The sequence below is a fragment of the Roseovarius gaetbuli genome (genome assembly GCF_900172365.1).
Lineage (GTDB): Bacteria > Pseudomonadota > Alphaproteobacteria > Rhodobacterales > Rhodobacteraceae > Roseovarius > Roseovarius gaetbuli.
The window spans coordinates 40,865-57,902 of sequence record NZ_FWFJ01000026.1 but is presented as its reverse complement, the minus strand read 5'-3'; the positions used below and the strand labels follow the sequence as shown (position 1 = coordinate 57,902).

Sequence of the window (17,038 nt, the reverse complement as noted above, 5' to 3'; positions counted from 1 at the left end):
CCTCCGCAAACTGGCCAAGATCCTTCCTGCACCGCAGCAAACGCGCAAAGCCTGATAGAAAAGGCGCTCGCGCTCTGTTCAGAACCACACTTTCTGCAACAGCAACACGTTGTTTTTCCACAGAATCGGCTCTTTTGAGACATTCGCCGCATCTGCAAGATGAACGGCGAGATTCAAGGAGCGGGCGTAAAGGTCAAAGCTTTTTGACCCTCCGCGCATTGACATAGCGCAATGCCCGCGGGGCGGGCGTGGCTAGCCTTGACCGTAGCGCCCCTGCATCATCGCATGGGGCTTGGAGGTCAGGATGTGTTTTTCCGCAACGGCCAGTTTTACGCTTGCCGCCGTGCTTGTGCCTGCGGGTGTTTACACGGTTCTGGAGGTGCGGCGCACCAAGCCCGCGTGGTGGGCCTTTGCGGTCTTCCCGCTGGTCTTCGGCATTCAGCAGGTTCTGGAAGGCATCCTCTGGCTCGGGCTTGCGGGCGGCAATGAAACCTCTGTTTGCCTCGCCTCTCGCGGCTTCTTGTTCTTTTCACACTTCTTCTGGCTGGCATGGGTGCCGTTTGCCGTCTGGACGATAGAAACCGACCCCGCGCGCAGGCGATTGGTCTTGTTCATGGCGGTGGCCGGTTTTTTCGCGGGGCTGTCGGTGTTCCTGCCGGCCGCCCTGATCGAGGGGTGGTTGCGCGTAGAGGTGATCGAGCGCTCGCTGGAGTACAAGACAACGCTGATCTACGAGGGCATCATAGAGCGCAGCCTATTGCGCACAGTTTACGCGGTGATCGTGATCGGGTCGCTTTTGCTGTCGTCGCATCGCCTGATACAGGTGTTCGGCGGGCTGGTTGCGGCCTCCTTGGTGCTAACTTACGTGTTTTATGCCTATGCGTTCATTTCGGTCTGGTGTTTCTTCGCGGCGATCCTGTCAGTTTACCTGGCGGTGATCCTTGGCCGCGAGACCGGCGATCTGTACATCCGCTCGCGGGGATAGGGAATACGCCATGCCGTCGGTCTCAATGTCATCCCCCATCGGTCCGCTTACCGTGGTCAGCGACGGCAGTGCGATCACCGCGCTTCGGTGGGGCGAGGGCGGCACGCAGGATTTGACGCCCGAACTGACCGAGGCCCTGGCCCAGCTTGCGGCCTATTTCAAGGGAGGCCTGACGCGGTTTGACCTGCCGCTTGACGTGGCGGGATCAGAGTTTCAGCGCCGGGTTTGCGATGCGATGTGTGACATTCCCTTTGGCGAAACCGTTACCTACGGCGATCTTGCTACGCGGGTGGGCGCCTCGCCGCAGGCGATTGGCAATGCCTGTGGCGGCAATCCGATCCCGGTGATCATTCCCTGTCACCGGGTCTTGGCCGCTTCGGGGCTTGGTGGCTATTCCGGTGAGGGCGGGGTTGAAACCAAGGTCTGGCTTTTGCGCCACGAGGGGGCCGCGGGCTTGCTGATCTAAGGGATCAGACTTCGCCGCGCGGCGTGAATATCTGCTGCACGATTCCGACAAAAATCAAATAGATGCTGGTGACCACCAGCCCCCAATGCGCCCAGCTTTGCGGATCGAAATGCACCCAGGCCGCCCAGCCGGCAAAGAACGTCCAGGCCAGAGCCATCGGCAAGGATATCCAGCGCCAGCGTTCGGTGCGCACCGGGTGGATGAACTTGAGCGGCAGGAACATCGCCACCGACAAGAGCGTGACCAACGTCAGGATGATCCAGAAATTCGGCTCGACCGCGAACATGACAAGCACCAGCATGTTCCAGCAGCCCGGAAAACCGGAGAATGAATTATCCATTGTTTTCATGCGTGTATCGGCAAAGTACATCGCACTTGCAAAGGTTATCACGATCATGGCGAGCCATCCTGTCCAGCCCGGCAAAAGGTCGGATTCAAACAGCGCAAAGGCTGGAATGAACACATAGGTCAGATAGTCAATGATCAGATCGAGCAACACGCCATCAAATTCGGGCGCATGGGTTTTGACGTTGAACTTGCGCGCCAAAGGGCCGTCGATGCCATCCACCGCGAAGGCCACGACCAGCCACAGGAACATCAGTTCCCATTCCCGGTCAATCGCCGCCAACATGGCCAGCATTGCAAAAACCGCCCCGGTGGCGGTCAGAAGGTGGACAAGCAAGGCGCACAAACGTGGTGTCATGGCGGCTTAATGAACCAGAGAGGCCAAAGATGCAAAAAGAAAAGCCCGGTCCCATGTGGGGCCGGGCCAGATTGCAAGGCGCGCGGCCTTAGTTGGAAACGCGAACCTCTTCCAGCGGATAGGCCAGCATGTCCTGTGCTTCCCACGACACGTGGCAGTCATGACAGAAGCTCTGTTTGAATTTCATCATCTTGCCGTTGGGCTGAACCACGGAATAGACCCAATCGGCGGTCTCGGGCGCGCTTCCGGCTTCGGCTTTGGTCATGATGAACAGCGGGCCGGTGACGGCCTTCTTTTTCTTCTTGCTGATCGTGATGCTTTCCTTGGCCAGAACCGAGCCAACCGGCATCACCACGCCTTCGTCGGCAAACTTCAGGTACTGTTCGGCGGCCACGTCATTGGCAAAGGTCTGCAACAGGCGATTGCCATGCGCACCGGCCACGGCGGGGCGGGTCGATGAAACCGTCCAGTCGCGATAGGTGGCGGCCACCTCGTTGTCGCCCTTGGTGTAATTCTCGACCATCTCGGCCTCGATGCAGTCGTAGATCTCGGTGATCTGAGCCGCCTCAAGATCAAACGGGTCGGCGACATCGACCTTGCAATCCGAGGCCGCTGCCGTCTGGCCCATCATAAGGCTGGCAGCGAGGGTCGCGGCGGCAAAGAACTGGCGTTTCATATTAAATCTCCATTCCGGTCAAGAGGCACAGGGTTAATCCAAGCGAACCCTTGCATGTTTGAACTGAAATGGAACTTAACTATTACGTGAGGCCACGTGACAGTGATCGCGCCCTAGCCGCGCCCCTGTGGATGGGCGCGTGCGTAAACCTCAAGCAGGCGCGCGGTATCGACGCCGGTATAGGCCTGCGTGGTCGAAAGCGAGGCATGGCCAAGCAATTCCTGGATCGCGCGCAGATCGCCGCCGGCGTTCAAAAGATGGGTGGCAAAGCTATGGCGCATGGCGTGCGGGGTGGCCGTGGCCGGCAGGCCAAGCTGCATCCGGGTTTTCTCAACCACCTTCTGAATCACCCGCGGATTAAGCTTGCCGCCGCGCGCACCGCGAAACACCGGGCTTTGCGGGGTGATCTCATAGGGGCATATGGCAACATAACGCTCGACCGCATCGCGCGCCGGGGCGATCACCGGCACCATGCGTTCCTTGTTGCCCTTGCCGATGATACGAAGTGTGCTGCCAATCGGAAGATCCGCCCCGGTCAGGCCCAAAGCCTCGGATATCCGCAACCCACAGCCGTAAAGCAGGGTCACGACCGCCTGATCACGCGCCGAAATCCACGGTGTTAGGGATTGGACTTCAAGCGTGTCGATCATATCGCTTGCCGCTTCGGGCGACAGGGGACGGGGCAATTTGCGCTGAAACTTGGGCGAGCGGGTGGCGAGAACGGCGGTCGGCTCAAAGCCCTCGCGCTCTGACAGCCAGCGGTAAAAGCTTTTGACCGCCGAAAGCTTGCGCGCAAGCGAGCGCGAGCCAACATCATGGCCACGGGTAAAGGCCATCCAGCTTCGCATATCGGCGGTGCTTATTTTTGCCAGCGCACCCAAGCCTTGGGTCTGGCCGTGATGTTCGGTCATGAACGCAAGAAACCCCGCGACATCGCGCGAATAGGCATCAAGCGTGTTGTCCGAGGCCCCCTTGAGCGCCTTTTGTGACGCCAGCCAACCCTGCAACGAATCGCGGGCGGCCGGGCTAATCATGACAACCAGCGCCGCATGGACCGCTCGAACACCCCGGCAAAGAACGCCAGCAGGTCGGTGCCCTGTTGCGGGCTGAACTGATGCGGGTCTTCGGCGCCCATGGCGAGCATGCCGGGCAGGCGCTCGGGCCCGAAATCCAGCATGAGACAGGCCTCGGAGCGCACGAAAGTGGCGTCGCGGCCATAAATCCGCATGTCGCCCTCGTTGATCTGGCGCAAAGTCACCTGACGGGCAGGCACATCGCGCCCGCCGGTCAGGTAGGATTTGATAAAGCCGGGCTCGGCCACCGACAAAACATCGCCAAGGCGACGCACCGCCGGGTCGCTGTCATTTTGCACCGATTCAAGCACAAGCCGGATCGAATCGACCCGCAGGATATGCGCCACTTCGCCGCCAAGATCGCGCAGGAAGGCCTCGAACTCGACCGGGTCGAGCATCCGCAAAATCGCGCGATGCACCTGATTGGTGCCCGCGAGATTTTCGTAAGCGGCGGCAATCACGCTGCGGTGGGTGTCTTCAAGCCGGTCAAGCCGCGCCTCAAGACGATCCATCGCAATGCCGCGAAGATCAACGATATTGCCGCCCATCGCCCGCTCGTTTGCGGCGATGAGGGCACGCATAAGGTCTTGATCTTCAAGAATAACGTCGGGTTGCGCGATAATGCGTTCGCGCAAGGCGTCATTCATTTCCGGCTTGCTGCTCATGTCGGCCTCGGTCTTGTTTTTTGGTGTTATAGCACGGGTTACAGGATTTGCTGCCCTGTTTTTGCCCAGTCGGCCATAAAGGTTTCAAGCCCGGCGTCGGTCAGCGGATGCTCTGCCATCTTCTTGATCACGGCGGGCGGCGCGGTCATCACGTCGGCGCCGATCATGGCCGCCTGATAGGCGTGATTGACGCTGCGGATCGAGGCCGCAAGGATCTGGGTGTCGAAACCGTAATTGTCATAGATCGTGCGGATATCCGCGATCAAATCCATGCCGTCGAGGTTGATATCGTCAAGCCGCCCGATAAAGGGGCTGATGAATGTCGCGCCCGCCTTGGCCGCCAAAAGCGCCTGATTTGCGGAAAAGCACAGGGTGACATTGACCATGTTGCCCTCGCCCGAGAGCACCTTGCACGCCTTGAGACCATCCCATGTCAGCGGCACCTTGACGGCGATGTTGTCGGCGATCTTGGCAAGCTTGCGGCCTTCGGCGATCATCTCATCGGCCTTGAGCGCGACGACTTCGGCGCTGACCGGGCCCTCGACCATTTCGGCGATCTCCTTGGTCACTTCAAGGATGTCGCGGCCCGATTTCAGGATCAGCGAGGGGTTGGTGGTCACGCCATCGACCATGCCAAGATCGTTGAGTTCGGCAATTTGATCGGTTTCTGCGGTATCGACGAAGAATTTCATGAGGGGTGCCTCTGCGCGGGTTGGGTTTTCTGTCACAAGCGTTTACCTCATAGATCAGCCCACCGAAACCCCCTCAGAGAGAGGATGCCGCGTTGCCCCCGTCCAATCCCGACTTCTTTGACGAAGGCGCGCTTGTGGCGGTTCTGACGGCGCAGCCGCTGGATCGCCCGCTGGATTATCTCGCGCCCGAGGGCGGCTGTCATCCGGGGGCTTTTGTCGAGGTGCCGCTTGGCCCGCGCAAGGTCTTGGGCGTGGTCTGGGGGCCGGGCAAGGGCGGCTTCGACCTCAAGAAGGCGCGCAGCATCATCCGGGTGCTGGATGTGGCGCCGATGCGCGACGAGATGCAGGAATTCCTGCGCCGCGCCGCCGATTACACCCTCACGCCGATGCCCGCGATGCTGCGGCTTGCGACGCGCGCGCCGGGGCTGAGCAATCCGCCGTCGATGCAAAAGGTCTATCGTCTGGGTGAGGGCGAGCCGACCCGCATCACGGATGCGCGCACCCGCGTGTTTGAGGTGTTGCGCAGCTATGGCGGGCTTGGCTTTACCCTCAAGGAGCTAAGCGATCAGGCGGGGGTGACATCCTCGGTGGTCAAGGGATTGGTGAGCCAAGGCGCGGTGCGTGAGGAAGACACGCCGCGCGACATGCCCTTTGCCCATCTTGACCCCGATCTTCCGTCCAAGGCCCTGACCGAAGATCAGGAGGCCGCCGCCGAGGCGCTGCGCAAAGGCCTGCGATCCGGGGCGTATGGCACCACGCTTTTGCGCGGCGTCACCGGGTCGGGCAAGACCGAGGTCTACCTCGAGGCCGTCGCCGAGGCCCTGCGCCAAGGGCGTCAGGCGCTTGTGCTCTTGCCGGAAATCGCCCTCACGGCCGAATTTCTCAACCGGGTCGAGGTGCGCTTTGGCGCGCGCCCGGCGGAATGGCACTCGGGCGTGACCATGACCGAACGCCGCCGCACCTGGAAGATGGTCGGGCAGGGCGGCGCACAGATGGTGGTCGGCGCGCGCTCGGCTTTGTTCCTGCCGTTCCAGAACCTTGGCCTGATCATCGTCGACGAGGAACACGACACCTCTTACAAACAGGAAGACGGCGTTCTTTATAATGCCCGCGATATGGCGGTGCTGCGCGCGGCGATCTGCGGCGCGCGGGTGGTTCTGGCATCGGCCACGCCAAGCCTTGAGAGCTGGGCAAATGCCGAGGCGGGCAAATATGACCGGCTTGAGCTAAACGCGCGCTTTGGGGCGGCGGTGATGCCGGAGCTGGCGGCGATTGACATGCGGGGGCAGAAATTGCCGTCGAACCGCTGGATTTCGCCAAGCCTTCAGGCCGCCGCCAATGCCCGGATCGCCAAGGGCGAACAGGCGCTGTTGTTCCTCAACCGGCGTGGCTATGCGCCGACCACGATCTGCCGCGCCTGCGGTCATCAGATCGGCTGTGAGCAATGCGATGCGCGCATGGTCGAACACCGGTTTCAAAAGCGCCTGATCTGCCATCAATGCGGGGAAAGCGCGCCCTTGCCGACGACCTGCCCGTCTTGCGGGGCCGAGGATCGGCTTGCGGCGGTGGGGCCGGGCGTCGAGCGGCTGGCCGAAGAGGCGGCAGCGCTGTTTCCCGAGGCACGGATTGCGGTGCTCTCGTCGGACCTTTTTGGCTCGGCGCGCGCCCTCAAGGAACAGATCGAAGAGATTGCCAAAGGCGCCGCCGATATCATCATCGGTACGCAATTGGTGGCAAAGGGGCATAACTTTCCTCTGTTGACGTTGGTCGGGGTGATTGATGCCGATCTTGGCCTTCAGGGATCAGACCTGCGCGCCGCCGAACGGACATTTCAGCTTATGCGCCAGGTGGCGGGGCGCGCCGGGCGGGCCGAGCGGCGCGGCACGGCCCTGTTGCAGACCTTTCAGCCCGAGCATCCGGTGATCCGCGCCATTCTTGCGGGCGACGAAGAGGGGTTCTGGCGCGCGGAGGCCGATGCGCGCCGCCATGCGGGCGTGCCGCCCTATGGCCGGATGGCGGGGATCATCCTGTCCTCGCCCGATATGCAGGTTGTGTTTGATATCGGCGAGGACCTTGCGCGGCGCGATGGCCCCTTGCGCGCCGTGGGCGCGCAGGTGTTCGGCCCGGCCCCGGCGCCGATTGCGCGCATTCGCGGGCGCCACCGCGTGCGGCTTTTGGTGAAGGCGCCGAAAGGTGCCGCACTTCAGGGTGCGGTGGCGGCTTGGGTGGCACAGGTACGGCTGCCGCCGCAGGCCCGGCTGAGCGTCGATATCGACCCGCAGAGTTTCTATTGAGATCGGTTGTGGCGCGCGCGCTTTCTTGAAAAGAAAGCGGTCCGAAATCTTTTGAAGATTTCGGATGCCGACGGGTGTGTCCTCTCGCCAAAGCCGAAACTTGGGCGTAAAGAAAACCCATGAAACCACAATTCCCCTTGGGCGACGCGCGCCAATTGCCATTCTGGCGCCGTCCCGTGACCTTACTGTTCCTGATGGCCGCCGCCATGCCAGTGGCCTTTGCCACATGGTCGGCGCTGCTTAACAACTTCGTGATCGAGGTGGCGGGGTTCAACGGCTCTGACATTGGCTGGCTTCATACGGTACGCGAAATCCCCGGCTTTTTCGCTATTGGCGTGATCGCCCTGATCATGTTCATGCATGAACAGGTGCTCGGCCTCATCGCGCTTTGCCTTTTGGGCGTGGCCACGGCGATGACGGCGCAATTTCCCTCGCTTGGCGGCATCCTGACCATCACCATGCTAAGCTCGATCGGGTTTCACTATTACGAGACCGTCAATCAATCGCTGCAATTGCAGTGGATCGACAAGCTGCGCGCGCCGCAGATGCTGGGCTGGTTGATGGCGGCGGGATCGGGGGCGACGCTTGTGGCCTATGTCCTGATCGTGATGACATGGGAGGCGCTCAACCTGACCTATAACACGGTCTACATGATCTCGGGCGGCTTTACCGCCTGCGTCGCGGTGTTCTGCTTTTTTGCCTATCCCCGGTTCGAGGCACCCAACCCGCAGATCAAGAAAATGGTCCTGCGCCGCCGCTACTGGCTTTATTATGCGCTGCAATTCATGGCCGGTGCGCGGCGCCAGATTTTCGTGGTCTTTGCCGGCTTCATGATGGTCGAGAAATTCGGCTTTCAGGTGCATGAGGTCACGGCGCTTTTCCTGATCAACCTTGTCGCCAACATGATCTTTGCGCCGCTGATGGGGCGCGCGGTTTTCATGTTTGGCGAACGGCGCACGCTGATCTTTGAATACGTCGGGCTTGCCTTGCTCTTTACCGCCTATGGCGGGGTCTATTTCTTTGGCTGGGGCGTGGTTCTTGCGGCGACGCTTTACGTGGTGGATCATATCCTGTTCTCGCTCGCGCTCGCGCTCAAGACCTATTTCCAGAAGATCGCCGATCCCGGCGATATCGCCCCGACCGCCGCCGTGGCCTTTACCATCAACCATATCGCCGCCGTGTTCCTGCCGGCCCTTCTGGGCTATTTGTGGCTGGTCTCGCCTGCGGCGGTGTTCTTCATGGCCTCGGCCATGGCTTGTGTCTCTTGCGCGCTTGCGATGATGATTCCGCGCCATCCCGAGGCTGGCAATGAAACAATCTGGTCGCGTTTCGTATCCGCGCCCGCCGAATAATTCCCCCGATCTGAAAGGGTTTGACGATGCCGACCTTTACCGCCCTGACCACGCTCACAGGCAAAGACAGCGCCGAGGCGCTTGCCGAAGCGCTTGAGGCCCTCACGCCCGAACCCACCGGCGTTGGCGCCTTCGAAATGGAAGACGGCTCTGGCCTCTGGGAGGTCGGATCTTACTTTGAAGAGGCCCCCGATCAGGCCGGTCTTGCGCTTTTGGCGGTGATGCATGGCGCCAAGCCCTTCACCATTTCCGAACTCCCCGAGACCGATTGGGTCGCCAAGGTGCGCCGCGAGCTGACCCCGGTCGTGGCCGGGCGGTTCTTTGTCTACGGAAGCCATGACGCCGACAAGGTGCCAGCCGACTGCGAGCCTTTGCTGATCGAGGCGGCGATGGCCTTTGGCACCGGGCATCACGGCACCACGCTTGGCTGTCTGCGCGCGCTTGACCGGCTGGCCAATGCCGGGTTTGTCGGCAAGTCGGTGATCGACATCGGCTGTGGCACGGCGGTTCTGGCGATGGGCGCGGCGCGGATCTGGCCCGGCGTGATGCTGGCCAGTGATATCGACGAGGTCGCCGTCGAGGTGGCCGCCGCCAATGTCGCCGCCAATGATCTTGTCGGTCGCGTCGAATGTGTCGAGGCCGCCGGTCTTGATCACCCGCGTCTTGTGGCCGCCGCACCGTTCGATCTTGTCTTTGCCAATATCCTCAAGGGCCCGCTGATTGATCTCGCGCCTGACGTCACGTCACGCTTGCAGGGCGGTGGCAAGGTGATTCTCTCGGGAATTCTGAACGAACAGGCCGACGAGGTGATCTCGGTTTATTGCGCCCTTGGAAACAGTCTTGCGCATCGCGAAGAGATTGGTGACTGGACCACCCTGACATTGGAAAAGTTCTCGTGAAATAAGTCAAAATTCTGACTGACTGATCCTCCCGCCTTAGTCTTGCCACATTTCGAGCCTAAATTTTATTGATCGCGGTGGGGGCCGTGGAAATGGGATTTTTGCAATGGGTGACGCATTCCAAGGATTTGACACTCGACTGAAATCAATTGAACGGAAACGCGCCGGTATGGAGCGTGGATATGTCGGTCGTGTCGGCAAAGACGGGCTTATTGTTTTTCGCCCGAAACGTCGCCAGGGCGGCATTTCTTTGCGCGGGATTTTTTATCTCGTGGCAGGGTTCATCTTCTTCAAGGCCGTGATCATCGCCCATCTCGGGGCGGGCCTATATGAGGAACGCCTTGCGCAACTTGCGGAGGGCAGCGTTGTCGAACAAGCCGGGGCGGCTGTGATGCAGCCCGATGCCGTAAGCGCGATGTTTGCAAGCAAACTTCGGCCATTCCTGCGCTAAGGCTTCTACGCGACTAATCCCATCTATCTTGACCCTTGGGTCAGACATCACAAAGCCCTGTGCGGTGCGAACCGCAACAGGGCTTTTGCTTTTCGGCTTTCGCCGCGATTAGATCTGGCGTGCAATCTCGTTGATATCGCCACGGGCCAGACCGATATCATCAAGCTCGCGATCCGAAAGCTGCGACAGCGCATTGCGCGTGGCGCGACGTTCGTTCCAGGCAGAAACCACGCCGAGGACGCGAGCGAAAAACCCACCGAAACCGGCGGAGGGATTGAGGGTGCGGCTGCTGTCGATGCTGGCCATGAGTTTCATTCCTTGACTATGAGGGGTGCAGCGCTTGTCTGCGTCTGAGGGGCAGGTAGTCAGAGAAAACCGCGCCTACAAGCCGGGTTTATTGCATAGTCCTTATGCGTTTTATGCATGGGTCCAGAGCCAATTTAAATGCATTGGTATCAGTACTTTAACGTTCTCTCATCCTCGTGACTGTCACGTGATGGCGCCATATTTGCAACGAACTGCCCGCAAATCATGCAGTTTGGAAACGCGCATTCTGCTTGGTCTTTGTTCTCGTTTCGTGCTATCGCTTGAAAAACAGATGGGCAGGGCAGGAAAATGCGGGTTTTGGGAATTGATCCCGGGTTGCGAAACCTTGGCTGGGGACTGATTGATGTGAATGGCAGTCGGCTTAGCCATGTGGCCAACGGTATTTGCCATTCAAGCGGCACCGATCTTGCGGCGCGGTTGCTGTCTCTTTACGACCAACTTACCGATATTTTGCACCGCTATACCCCCGAGGCGGCGGCGGTCGAACAGACTTTCGTCAACAAGGATGGTGCGGGAACCCTCAAGCTTGGGCAGGCGCGCGGGATCGCGCTTTTGGTGCCGGCCCAATTTGGCCTTGCGGTCGGGGAGTATTCGCCAAACACCGTCAAGAAGACCGTTGTCGGCGTAGGCCACGCGGCCAAGGAACAGGTTGCGCATATGGTCAAGGTGCAATTGCCCGGCGTGGAATTGGCCGGGCCGGATGCGGCGGATGCCTTGGCGGTGGCGATTTGTCATGCCCACCACGCGCGCAGCACCACGATGCTGGCCGACGCGGTTGAGAGGGCAAGCGCATGATCGGGCGGATCGCAGGGCGGATTGACTATCGCGCCACCGACCACGTTTTGATCGACGTGCGCGGCGTTGGATACCTTGTCTATTGCTCGGAACGCACGCTGTCGTCGATGCCGGGCGTGGGCGAGCATGTGGCGCTTTATACCGACCTTCTGGTGCGCGAGGATATCCTGCAACTCTTCGGCTTTACGACGCTGGTCGAAAAGGAATGGCATCGCTTGTTGATGAGTGTACAGGGCGTTGGCGCCAAGGCGTCGCTGGCCATTCTGGGCGCGCTTGGGCCGGATGGCGTCGGGCGCGCGATTGCGCTTGGCGACTGGAACTCGATCACGGCGGCCAAGGGGATTGGCGCAAAAACCGGACAGAGGGTGGTCAACGAGTTGAAAGACAAGGCGCCCACGGTGATGGCGATGGGCGCGGCCCCTGCGCCGGAGCTGGATGAGGGCGCGGACGAGGTGATCGAGCGCGCGCCGCGCGCCGCCGCCCCGGCCCCGGCGGGCGGGCCCAATCGCGGCGCGCAGGCCGAGGCCTTATCGGCCCTGACCAACCTTGGCTATAGCCCCGGCGAGGCGGCAAGCGCCGTGGCGCAGGCGGCGGGCGAGGCGCCGGATGCGGCCACGCCGGAATTGATCCGACTCTCGCTCAAGCTCTTGGCGCCAAAGGGGTAATCCATGTCATCGCCCGATCCGACTGTGCGCCCCGAAGAACTTCCGGAAGATTTTGACCGCAGTTTGCGCCCGCAGGCCCTGAGCGAATTCATCGGTCAGGCCGAGGCGCGCGCCAACCTTTCGGTCTTTATCCAATCGGCGCGCCAACGCGGCGAGGCGATGGATCACACGCTGTTTCATGGCCCCCCTGGTCTTGGCAAGACGACCCTGGCCCAGATCATGGCCAAGGAACTTGGCGTCGGGTTTCGCATGACCTCGGGGCCGGTGCTGGCCAAGGCGGGCGATCTGGCGGCGATCCTGACCAATCTTGAACGCAATGACGTGTTGTTCATCGACGAAATTCACCGGCTGAACCCGGCGGTGGAAGAGGTGCTTTACCCCGCGCTGGAGGATTTCGAGCTTGATCTGGTGATCGGGGCGGGGCCCGCCGCGCGCACGGTGCGGATCGAGTTGCAGCCCTTCACGCTTGTCGGGGCGACCACGCGGCTTGGGCTTTTGACGACGCCGCTGCGCGACCGCTTCGGCATTCCGACGCGGCTTCAGTTTTACAAGATCGAAGAGCTGCACGAGATCGTGACGCGCAATGCGCGGCTGTTGAATATCCCTACCGACAGTTCCGGCGCGATGGAGATTGCACGCCGCTCGCGCGGCACGCCGCGCATCGCCGGGCGGCTGTTGCGCCGAGTGGTGGATTTCGCCGTGGTCGAGGGCAATGGCGTGATTTCCAAGGAACTTGCCGATAGTTCGCTGACACGACTGGGCGTCGATCACCTTGGGCTTGATGGCGCGGACCGGCGATATTTGCGCCTGATCGCCGAGGCCTATCAGGGCGGACCGGTCGGCATTGAAACGCTCAGCGCCGCGCTCAGTGAATCGCGCGACGCGCTTGAAGAGGTGATCGAGCCGTTCCTGTTGCAACAAGGCCTTATCCAGCGCACCCCGCGCGGGCGGATGCTGACGCAGGGCGGGTGGCATCATCTTGGCCTGCCGGTTCCCGGTGCCAAGGGGCAATCGGATATGTTCGAGGATTAGGGCGAGGGGCGCAGTATCCCGTAGGGTGGGTGAAACCCACGCGCCTGCGTTGGGCGCAGGGGATGGCGTCGCCGGGTAAGCTTTGCTATCGGGGGGCGCAAAACGAAAGGGTCACCCGATGAGCGAGCCTCTGACGCCACAAGATGTTGAGGCGCTGTTCACGCGCAGCGACGAGAGTTTCCTGTTTGCCCGCTGGGGCCGACCGATCGTGCCGATCGTCTTTGGCGTCGATGACAAGACCCTGAGCGTGGTCAAGGGCGCGATCGAGGCGGTGGTGACGCTGGCCAATCACAAGATGGCCGAGACCGACCCCGAGCTTGGCGCGAACCTGATGCTGTTTTTCTTTCGCGACTGGCAGGAATTGCTTGAGGTGCCCGATCTTGATCGCCTTGTGCCTGATCTCGCGCCGCTTGTGGCACGGCTTGTGGCGGCGGATGCCAATCAGTACCGGATTTTCCGCTTTGACGAGGGCGGCGCGATCAAGGCCAGTTTCGTGTTCCTGCGCATGGACGAGCAGCTTGGCGCGGTGCCCGCCGAAACACTTGCCCTGGGCCAGGTCGTACAGACCATCCTCTTGTGGTCGGATCGCGCGTTTCAGGATCGCTCGCCGCTGGCGGCACTGCCCGACGGCGGGCAGGTGATTCTGCGCCCCGAGATCGCGGCGTTGATCCGGGCGGGCTATGATCCGATTTTGCCCGCCGCAAGCCAGGACCCCAGCCATGCGCTGCGCCTTCAGGCGCGCCTGTCGCTGATGTAAAACCGCCAAATTTCAAGGCGCTACTCGCGGGGCGCGTGGGGCGTGTCACTTTTCACTTAAAGCGGTCCTTGACCCAAGCGGGTGGTCTGGCCTTATTGCCCCATTATCTGGGGGTTGTGTATTATGTTGAATACTATTGCTAGTGGTCTCTTGGCGGTTGCCGGGATGTTTGGCACGGCGGCGGCGGGGCAAACCTGTGGTGGCGTTTATACTGTCAAACGCGGCGACAGCCTGTCGTTGATTGCCGACAGCCAGTATAAGGACGCCGACATGTGGACGGCGATCCATAACACCAATCTCGACAAGATCGGCGAAAGCCCGGATTCGATTTATACCGGCATGACGCTGCGGCTGGCCTGCATCAACGGGATGCCGCGTGGGCTAACTGGTGGCACCGAGATGCGCAGTGTCCCCGCCCGCTCCGCGGCCCCGATTGTTCAGGTGGCGGGCAATGCCGCGACCCGTGGCAAGATCAACATGCTGACCGCCGACGATTTCGCCCCTTTTACCGAGCGGACCCTGCCCAATGGCGGGCTGTTGCGATGTGGTCAATGCCGCCATGGCCAAGGCGGTACCGGCGCAGGGCTATGCGATCCACTGGGTTGAAGATTGGGCGTCGCATCTTGATCCGCTGTTGTCCAACGCGCTTCTGGATGCGGGCTTTCCCTGGTATCGGCCTGATTGCGCGGCGCAGCCCGATGAATGCCGCTGTGAGAATTTCCTTTTTTCCGACGCGATTTTTGAAATCCTGATCCTGTTGTTCACCGACAAGGCCCGACCGCTGGCCTTTGACGCCGATGACGATTTGATCGGCAAGCGGCTTTGCCGCCCGGCGGGTTCGTTTGCCCATGACCTTGATCGCTCAGGGCGGCGCTGGCTGTCCGAGGCCAAGATCACCCTGGAACAACCGCGCAGCGTTGCGCAATGTTTTGATCTCTTGATCCAGGGCAGGGTCGATGCGGTGGCGATCAACGAATTCACCGGGCGCACCGCGCTCAAAGAGCTGACCCTCAAGGATCAGGTCGAGAGCGTTCAGACGCGGCCGCTCTCTATTCAGGGGCTGCACGTGGTGGTGCATAAAAGCCATCCTCAAGGCGAGGCGATCATCGCGCTTTTCAATCAGGGTCTGGCGGGGATCAAGGCGGATGGCACCTATCAGCATATTCCGTTGAAAAACTCGCCTGATCGCTCGAAAGGGCAAGATCAGCAGAATATTGTCCCGCTAAAACGCCATTCTGGAAGTACCGTTTGTCAATTGGCCTGTGACGAGAACAGTGTTCCAAGTTTCCGAGGCGATTTTGGCGTAGCGGAGTTTTTCAACAGAATAAGCAGATCATGGAAAGCCACATGACCCGCATTTGGGCGGGGTTCTGATCCGATGGCACGCGCATTCAAAGGCATGATCTGGACGGCGTTGATGCTTGTGCTGCCGGGCATGGCACAGGCGCTTTGCGACGTCACCTATCGCGCACAGGCGGGCGACACCCTGATTTCCATTGCCGCCGCGCATTATGAGGATCAGGATCAATGGACCCTGATCTATTATGCCAATCAGGCCAAACTTGCAGACAATCAACAAGACGTCGCCGCGGGCGCCGAGCTCTATATCCCGTGCCCTGCCACCAGCGTCGTACCCGATGCGACGCCGCTGTTACAGTCCGGCGCGGAAATGACCCTTTTGACAGGCGGCAATCACGCGCCCGTCACCGATCAGGACTGGCCGGGCAACGGGCTTGTGACCGAGCTTTTGAACGCGGCGCTTGAACTAAGCCCGGCGCCGGTGCCTTACGAGGTGATCTGGGTCGATGACTGGATGCAGCACCTGTTTCCGCTTCTGGATGAACAGCGCTATGACATGGGTTTTCCCTGGGTTAAACCCGATTGCGGGGCATCCGGGGGGGGGCAAGATCTGTCAGAATTTCCACTTTTCCGAGCCGGTTCTCGATCTGCCGATCATGCTGTTCAAGCGGGCGGACAGCGGGCTGACGTACAAGAGTGACGCCGATATTGTCGGGCGCCGCCTGTGTCGCCCGGCGGGGGACATCACCGATGATCTGGACCGGGCCGACCGGCGTTGGATCAGTGAGGGCAAGGTCACCTTGATCCAGCCCGCAAGCCCCGAGGCCTGTTTCGAGGCGCTGATGGCAGGCGAGGTCGATGCGGTGACGGTGAATGTGTTCGGGGGCGCATCCAGGATTGTGGCGATGGGTCTGCGCGGTCGCGTTGTGCCGCTTGATCAGCCGCTCTCGCGGGAGGCACTTCATGTGGTGATCTCGAAAAAGCACTGGCGCGGGACAACCCATTTGTACCGGGTCAATGCCGGGTTGAAGGCCCTGCGAGACAGCGGGCGCTACACGGAGATCGTAGAGCGCCATCTTGGGATATTCTGGCAGCAGCTGCATTAGGGGCGATCGCCGGATTTGAGTATTTATGGAACGATGAAAGACATGCTAGAGCATGTTGCTCAAAAGTGGGCACCGGTTTTGAGCTTCTCGAACATGCGGAATCAAGAGCATGTTGCTCAAAAGTGGGCACCGGTTTTGAGCTTCTCGAACATGCGGAATCAAGAGCATGTTGCTCAAAAGTGGGCACCGGTTTTGAGCTTCTCGAACATGCGGAATCAATACCTTAGAGCCCGTCAAAAGAGCAAAGAGCGTGCACCTCCATGCCCATGGTTTCAAGGCGGGTGCGCCCGCCAAGATCGGGCAGGTCGATGATGAAGGCACAGCTTAGGATTTCGCCGCCCAAACGCTCGATCAGGCGGATGCTCGCCGCCGCAGTGCCACCGGTGGCCAAAAGATCGTCGACCACGAGGATTTTCTCGCCCGGCTGAATGGCGTCATCGTGAAGCTCGACGGTCGCCTCGCCATACTCAAGCGTATAGTCCTCGGAAATCACCGCAGCGGGCAGCTTGCCCTTTTTGCGGACCGGAACGAAGCCGACGGACAGCTGATGGGCGATGGCCCCGCCAAGGATGAAACCGCGCGCTTCAAGGCCGACGACCTTGTCGATGCGCTGTCCTGCGTAGGGCTGTACCATCTGGTCAATGGCGATCCGAAACCCGCGCGCGTCGGCGAAAAGCGTGGTTACATCGCGAAACATGATCCCGTCATGGGGGAAGTCCTTGATCGTGCGAATGTAATCCTTGACGGTTTTGGTTTTGGGCATTGGCGAGGCTTTCGGGGTTGTGGCATTGCCGGCCCGGT

General features: G+C 60.8%; 21 protein-coding genes. 14 read left to right on the top strand and 7 right to left on the bottom strand.

What is annotated here, in order from left to right; translation table 11 throughout:
• Window positions 1–304: 304 nt before the first annotated feature.
• Complete coding sequence (locus tag ROG8370_RS13155; protein WP_085827649.1) at window positions 305–985, top strand: DUF6629 family protein; 681 nt, start codon at window positions 305–307, stop codon at window positions 983–985.
• Between the two features lie 10 nt (window positions 986–995).
• Entirely contained in the window at window positions 996–1,451 is a 456-nt protein-coding gene (locus ROG8370_RS13150) for a methylated-DNA--[protein]-cysteine S-methyltransferase (RefSeq protein ID WP_085827648.1), read from the top strand.
• 4 nt (window positions 1,452–1,455) lie between these two features.
• Here the strand turns inward: ROG8370_RS13150 and ROG8370_RS13145 are convergent, their stop codons facing one another.
• From ROG8370_RS13145 to fsa, 5 genes are all read right to left on the bottom strand, one after another.
• Complete coding sequence (locus ROG8370_RS13145) at window positions 1,456–2,154, bottom strand: CDP-alcohol phosphatidyltransferase family protein (RefSeq protein ID WP_085827647.1); 699 nt, start codon at window positions 2,152–2,154, stop codon at window positions 1,456–1,458.
• Between the two features lie 88 nt (window positions 2,155–2,242).
• On the bottom strand, window positions 2,243–2,830 hold the full coding sequence (locus tag ROG8370_RS13140) for a cytochrome P460 family protein (protein ID WP_085827646.1): 588 nt from the start codon (window positions 2,828–2,830) through the stop codon (window positions 2,243–2,245).
• A gap of 113 nt (window positions 2,831–2,943) precedes the next feature.
• Complete coding sequence (locus ROG8370_RS13135) at window positions 2,944–3,864, bottom strand: tyrosine recombinase XerC (protein WP_085827645.1); 921 nt, start codon at window positions 3,862–3,864, stop codon at window positions 2,944–2,946.
• Window positions 3,861–4,568 (bottom strand): DUF484 family protein, encoded by a 708-nt coding sequence (locus tag ROG8370_RS13130; RefSeq protein ID WP_085827644.1) that lies wholly within the window; start codon window positions 4,566–4,568, stop codon window positions 3,861–3,863. Before ROG8370_RS13130 ends, ROG8370_RS13135 begins: the two co-directional genes overlap by 4 nt.
• Before the next feature lie 38 nt (window positions 4,569–4,606).
• The gene (fsa, locus tag ROG8370_RS13125) at window positions 4,607–5,260 is read right to left on the bottom strand and encodes a fructose-6-phosphate aldolase (RefSeq protein WP_085827643.1); all 654 of its coding nucleotides are present in this window, start codon (window positions 5,258–5,260) and stop codon (window positions 4,607–4,609) included.
• Between the two features lie 92 nt (window positions 5,261–5,352).
• Here fsa and ROG8370_RS13120 point away from each other — a divergent pair, with 92 nt between their 5' ends.
• The 4 genes from ROG8370_RS13120 to ROG8370_RS13105 all read left to right on the top strand — a co-directional run bounded on the left by ROG8370_RS13120 (window position 5,353) and on the right by ROG8370_RS13105 (window position 10,256).
• A complete protein-coding gene (locus ROG8370_RS13120; protein WP_085827642.1) occupies window positions 5,353–7,554 on the top strand; it encodes a primosomal protein N' in 2,202 nt (733 codons plus the stop codon).
• Between the two features lie 119 nt (window positions 7,555–7,673).
• A complete protein-coding gene (locus tag ROG8370_RS13115) occupies window positions 7,674–8,906 on the top strand; it encodes an MFS transporter (RefSeq protein WP_085827641.1) in 1,233 nt (410 codons plus the stop codon).
• Window positions 8,907–8,932: 26 nt separating this feature from the next.
• Entirely contained in the window at window positions 8,933–9,805 is an 873-nt protein-coding gene (locus tag ROG8370_RS13110) for a 50S ribosomal protein L11 methyltransferase (protein ID WP_085827640.1), read from the top strand.
• 106 nt (window positions 9,806–9,911) lie between these two features.
• Window positions 9,912–10,256 carry a hypothetical protein gene (locus ROG8370_RS13105; protein ID WP_085827639.1) on the top strand — a complete coding sequence of 115 codons (345 nt, stop codon included), beginning with the start codon at window positions 9,912–9,914 and terminating at the stop codon, window positions 10,254–10,256.
• 108 nt (window positions 10,257–10,364) lie between these two features.
• On the opposite strand, the gene ROG8370_RS13100 is transcribed toward ROG8370_RS13105, so the two are convergent.
• Window positions 10,365–10,562, bottom strand: coding sequence for a DUF1127 domain-containing protein (locus ROG8370_RS13100; RefSeq protein ID WP_085827638.1), 198 nt, complete (start codon window positions 10,560–10,562; stop codon window positions 10,365–10,367).
• 309 nt (window positions 10,563–10,871) lie between these two features.
• Here ROG8370_RS13100 and ruvC point away from each other — a divergent pair, with 309 nt between their 5' ends.
• From ruvC to ROG8370_RS20975, 8 genes are all read left to right on the top strand, one after another.
• Entirely contained in the window at window positions 10,872–11,378 is a 507-nt protein-coding gene (gene ruvC / locus ROG8370_RS13095) for a crossover junction endodeoxyribonuclease RuvC (RefSeq protein ID WP_085827637.1), read from the top strand.
• Window positions 11,375–12,043 (top strand): Holliday junction branch migration protein RuvA, encoded by a 669-nt coding sequence (gene ruvA, locus ROG8370_RS13090; protein WP_085827636.1) that lies wholly within the window; start codon window positions 11,375–11,377, stop codon window positions 12,041–12,043. The genes ruvC and ruvA overlap by 4 nt, the downstream gene beginning before the upstream one ends.
• A gap of 3 nt (window positions 12,044–12,046) precedes the next feature.
• Complete coding sequence (gene ruvB / locus ROG8370_RS13085) at window positions 12,047–13,075, top strand: Holliday junction branch migration DNA helicase RuvB (RefSeq protein WP_085827635.1); 1,029 nt, start codon at window positions 12,047–12,049, stop codon at window positions 13,073–13,075.
• A gap of 118 nt (window positions 13,076–13,193) precedes the next feature.
• Window positions 13,194–13,832: a hypothetical protein gene (locus tag ROG8370_RS13080; RefSeq protein ID WP_170925239.1), complete on the top strand. Its 639-nt coding sequence runs from the start codon at window positions 13,194–13,196 to the stop codon at window positions 13,830–13,832.
• A gap of 123 nt (window positions 13,833–13,955) precedes the next feature.
• Complete coding sequence (locus tag ROG8370_RS21345) at window positions 13,956–14,438, top strand: LysM peptidoglycan-binding domain-containing protein (RefSeq protein ID WP_306372377.1); 483 nt, start codon at window positions 13,956–13,958, stop codon at window positions 14,436–14,438.
• Window positions 14,359–15,183 carry a substrate-binding periplasmic protein gene (locus tag ROG8370_RS21340; protein ID WP_306372376.1) on the top strand — a complete coding sequence of 275 codons (825 nt, stop codon included), beginning with the start codon at window positions 14,359–14,361 and terminating at the stop codon, window positions 15,181–15,183. The genes ROG8370_RS21345 and ROG8370_RS21340 overlap by 80 nt, the downstream gene beginning before the upstream one ends.
• 27 nt (window positions 15,184–15,210) lie before the next feature.
• Window positions 15,211–15,831: a LysM peptidoglycan-binding domain-containing protein gene (locus ROG8370_RS20980; protein ID WP_245827366.1), complete on the top strand. Its 621-nt coding sequence runs from the start codon at window positions 15,211–15,213 to the stop codon at window positions 15,829–15,831.
• Window positions 15,788–16,237, top strand: coding sequence for a substrate-binding periplasmic protein (locus ROG8370_RS20975; protein ID WP_245827365.1), 450 nt, complete (start codon window positions 15,788–15,790; stop codon window positions 16,235–16,237). The genes ROG8370_RS20980 and ROG8370_RS20975 overlap by 44 nt, the downstream gene beginning before the upstream one ends.
• 223 nt (window positions 16,238–16,460) lie before the next feature.
• On the opposite strand, the gene ROG8370_RS13065 is transcribed toward ROG8370_RS20975, so the two are convergent.
• The gene (locus ROG8370_RS13065) at window positions 16,461–17,000 is read right to left on the bottom strand and encodes an adenine phosphoribosyltransferase (protein WP_085827634.1); all 540 of its coding nucleotides are present in this window, start codon (window positions 16,998–17,000) and stop codon (window positions 16,461–16,463) included.
• Between the last annotated feature and the right edge of the window lie 38 nt (window positions 17,001–17,038).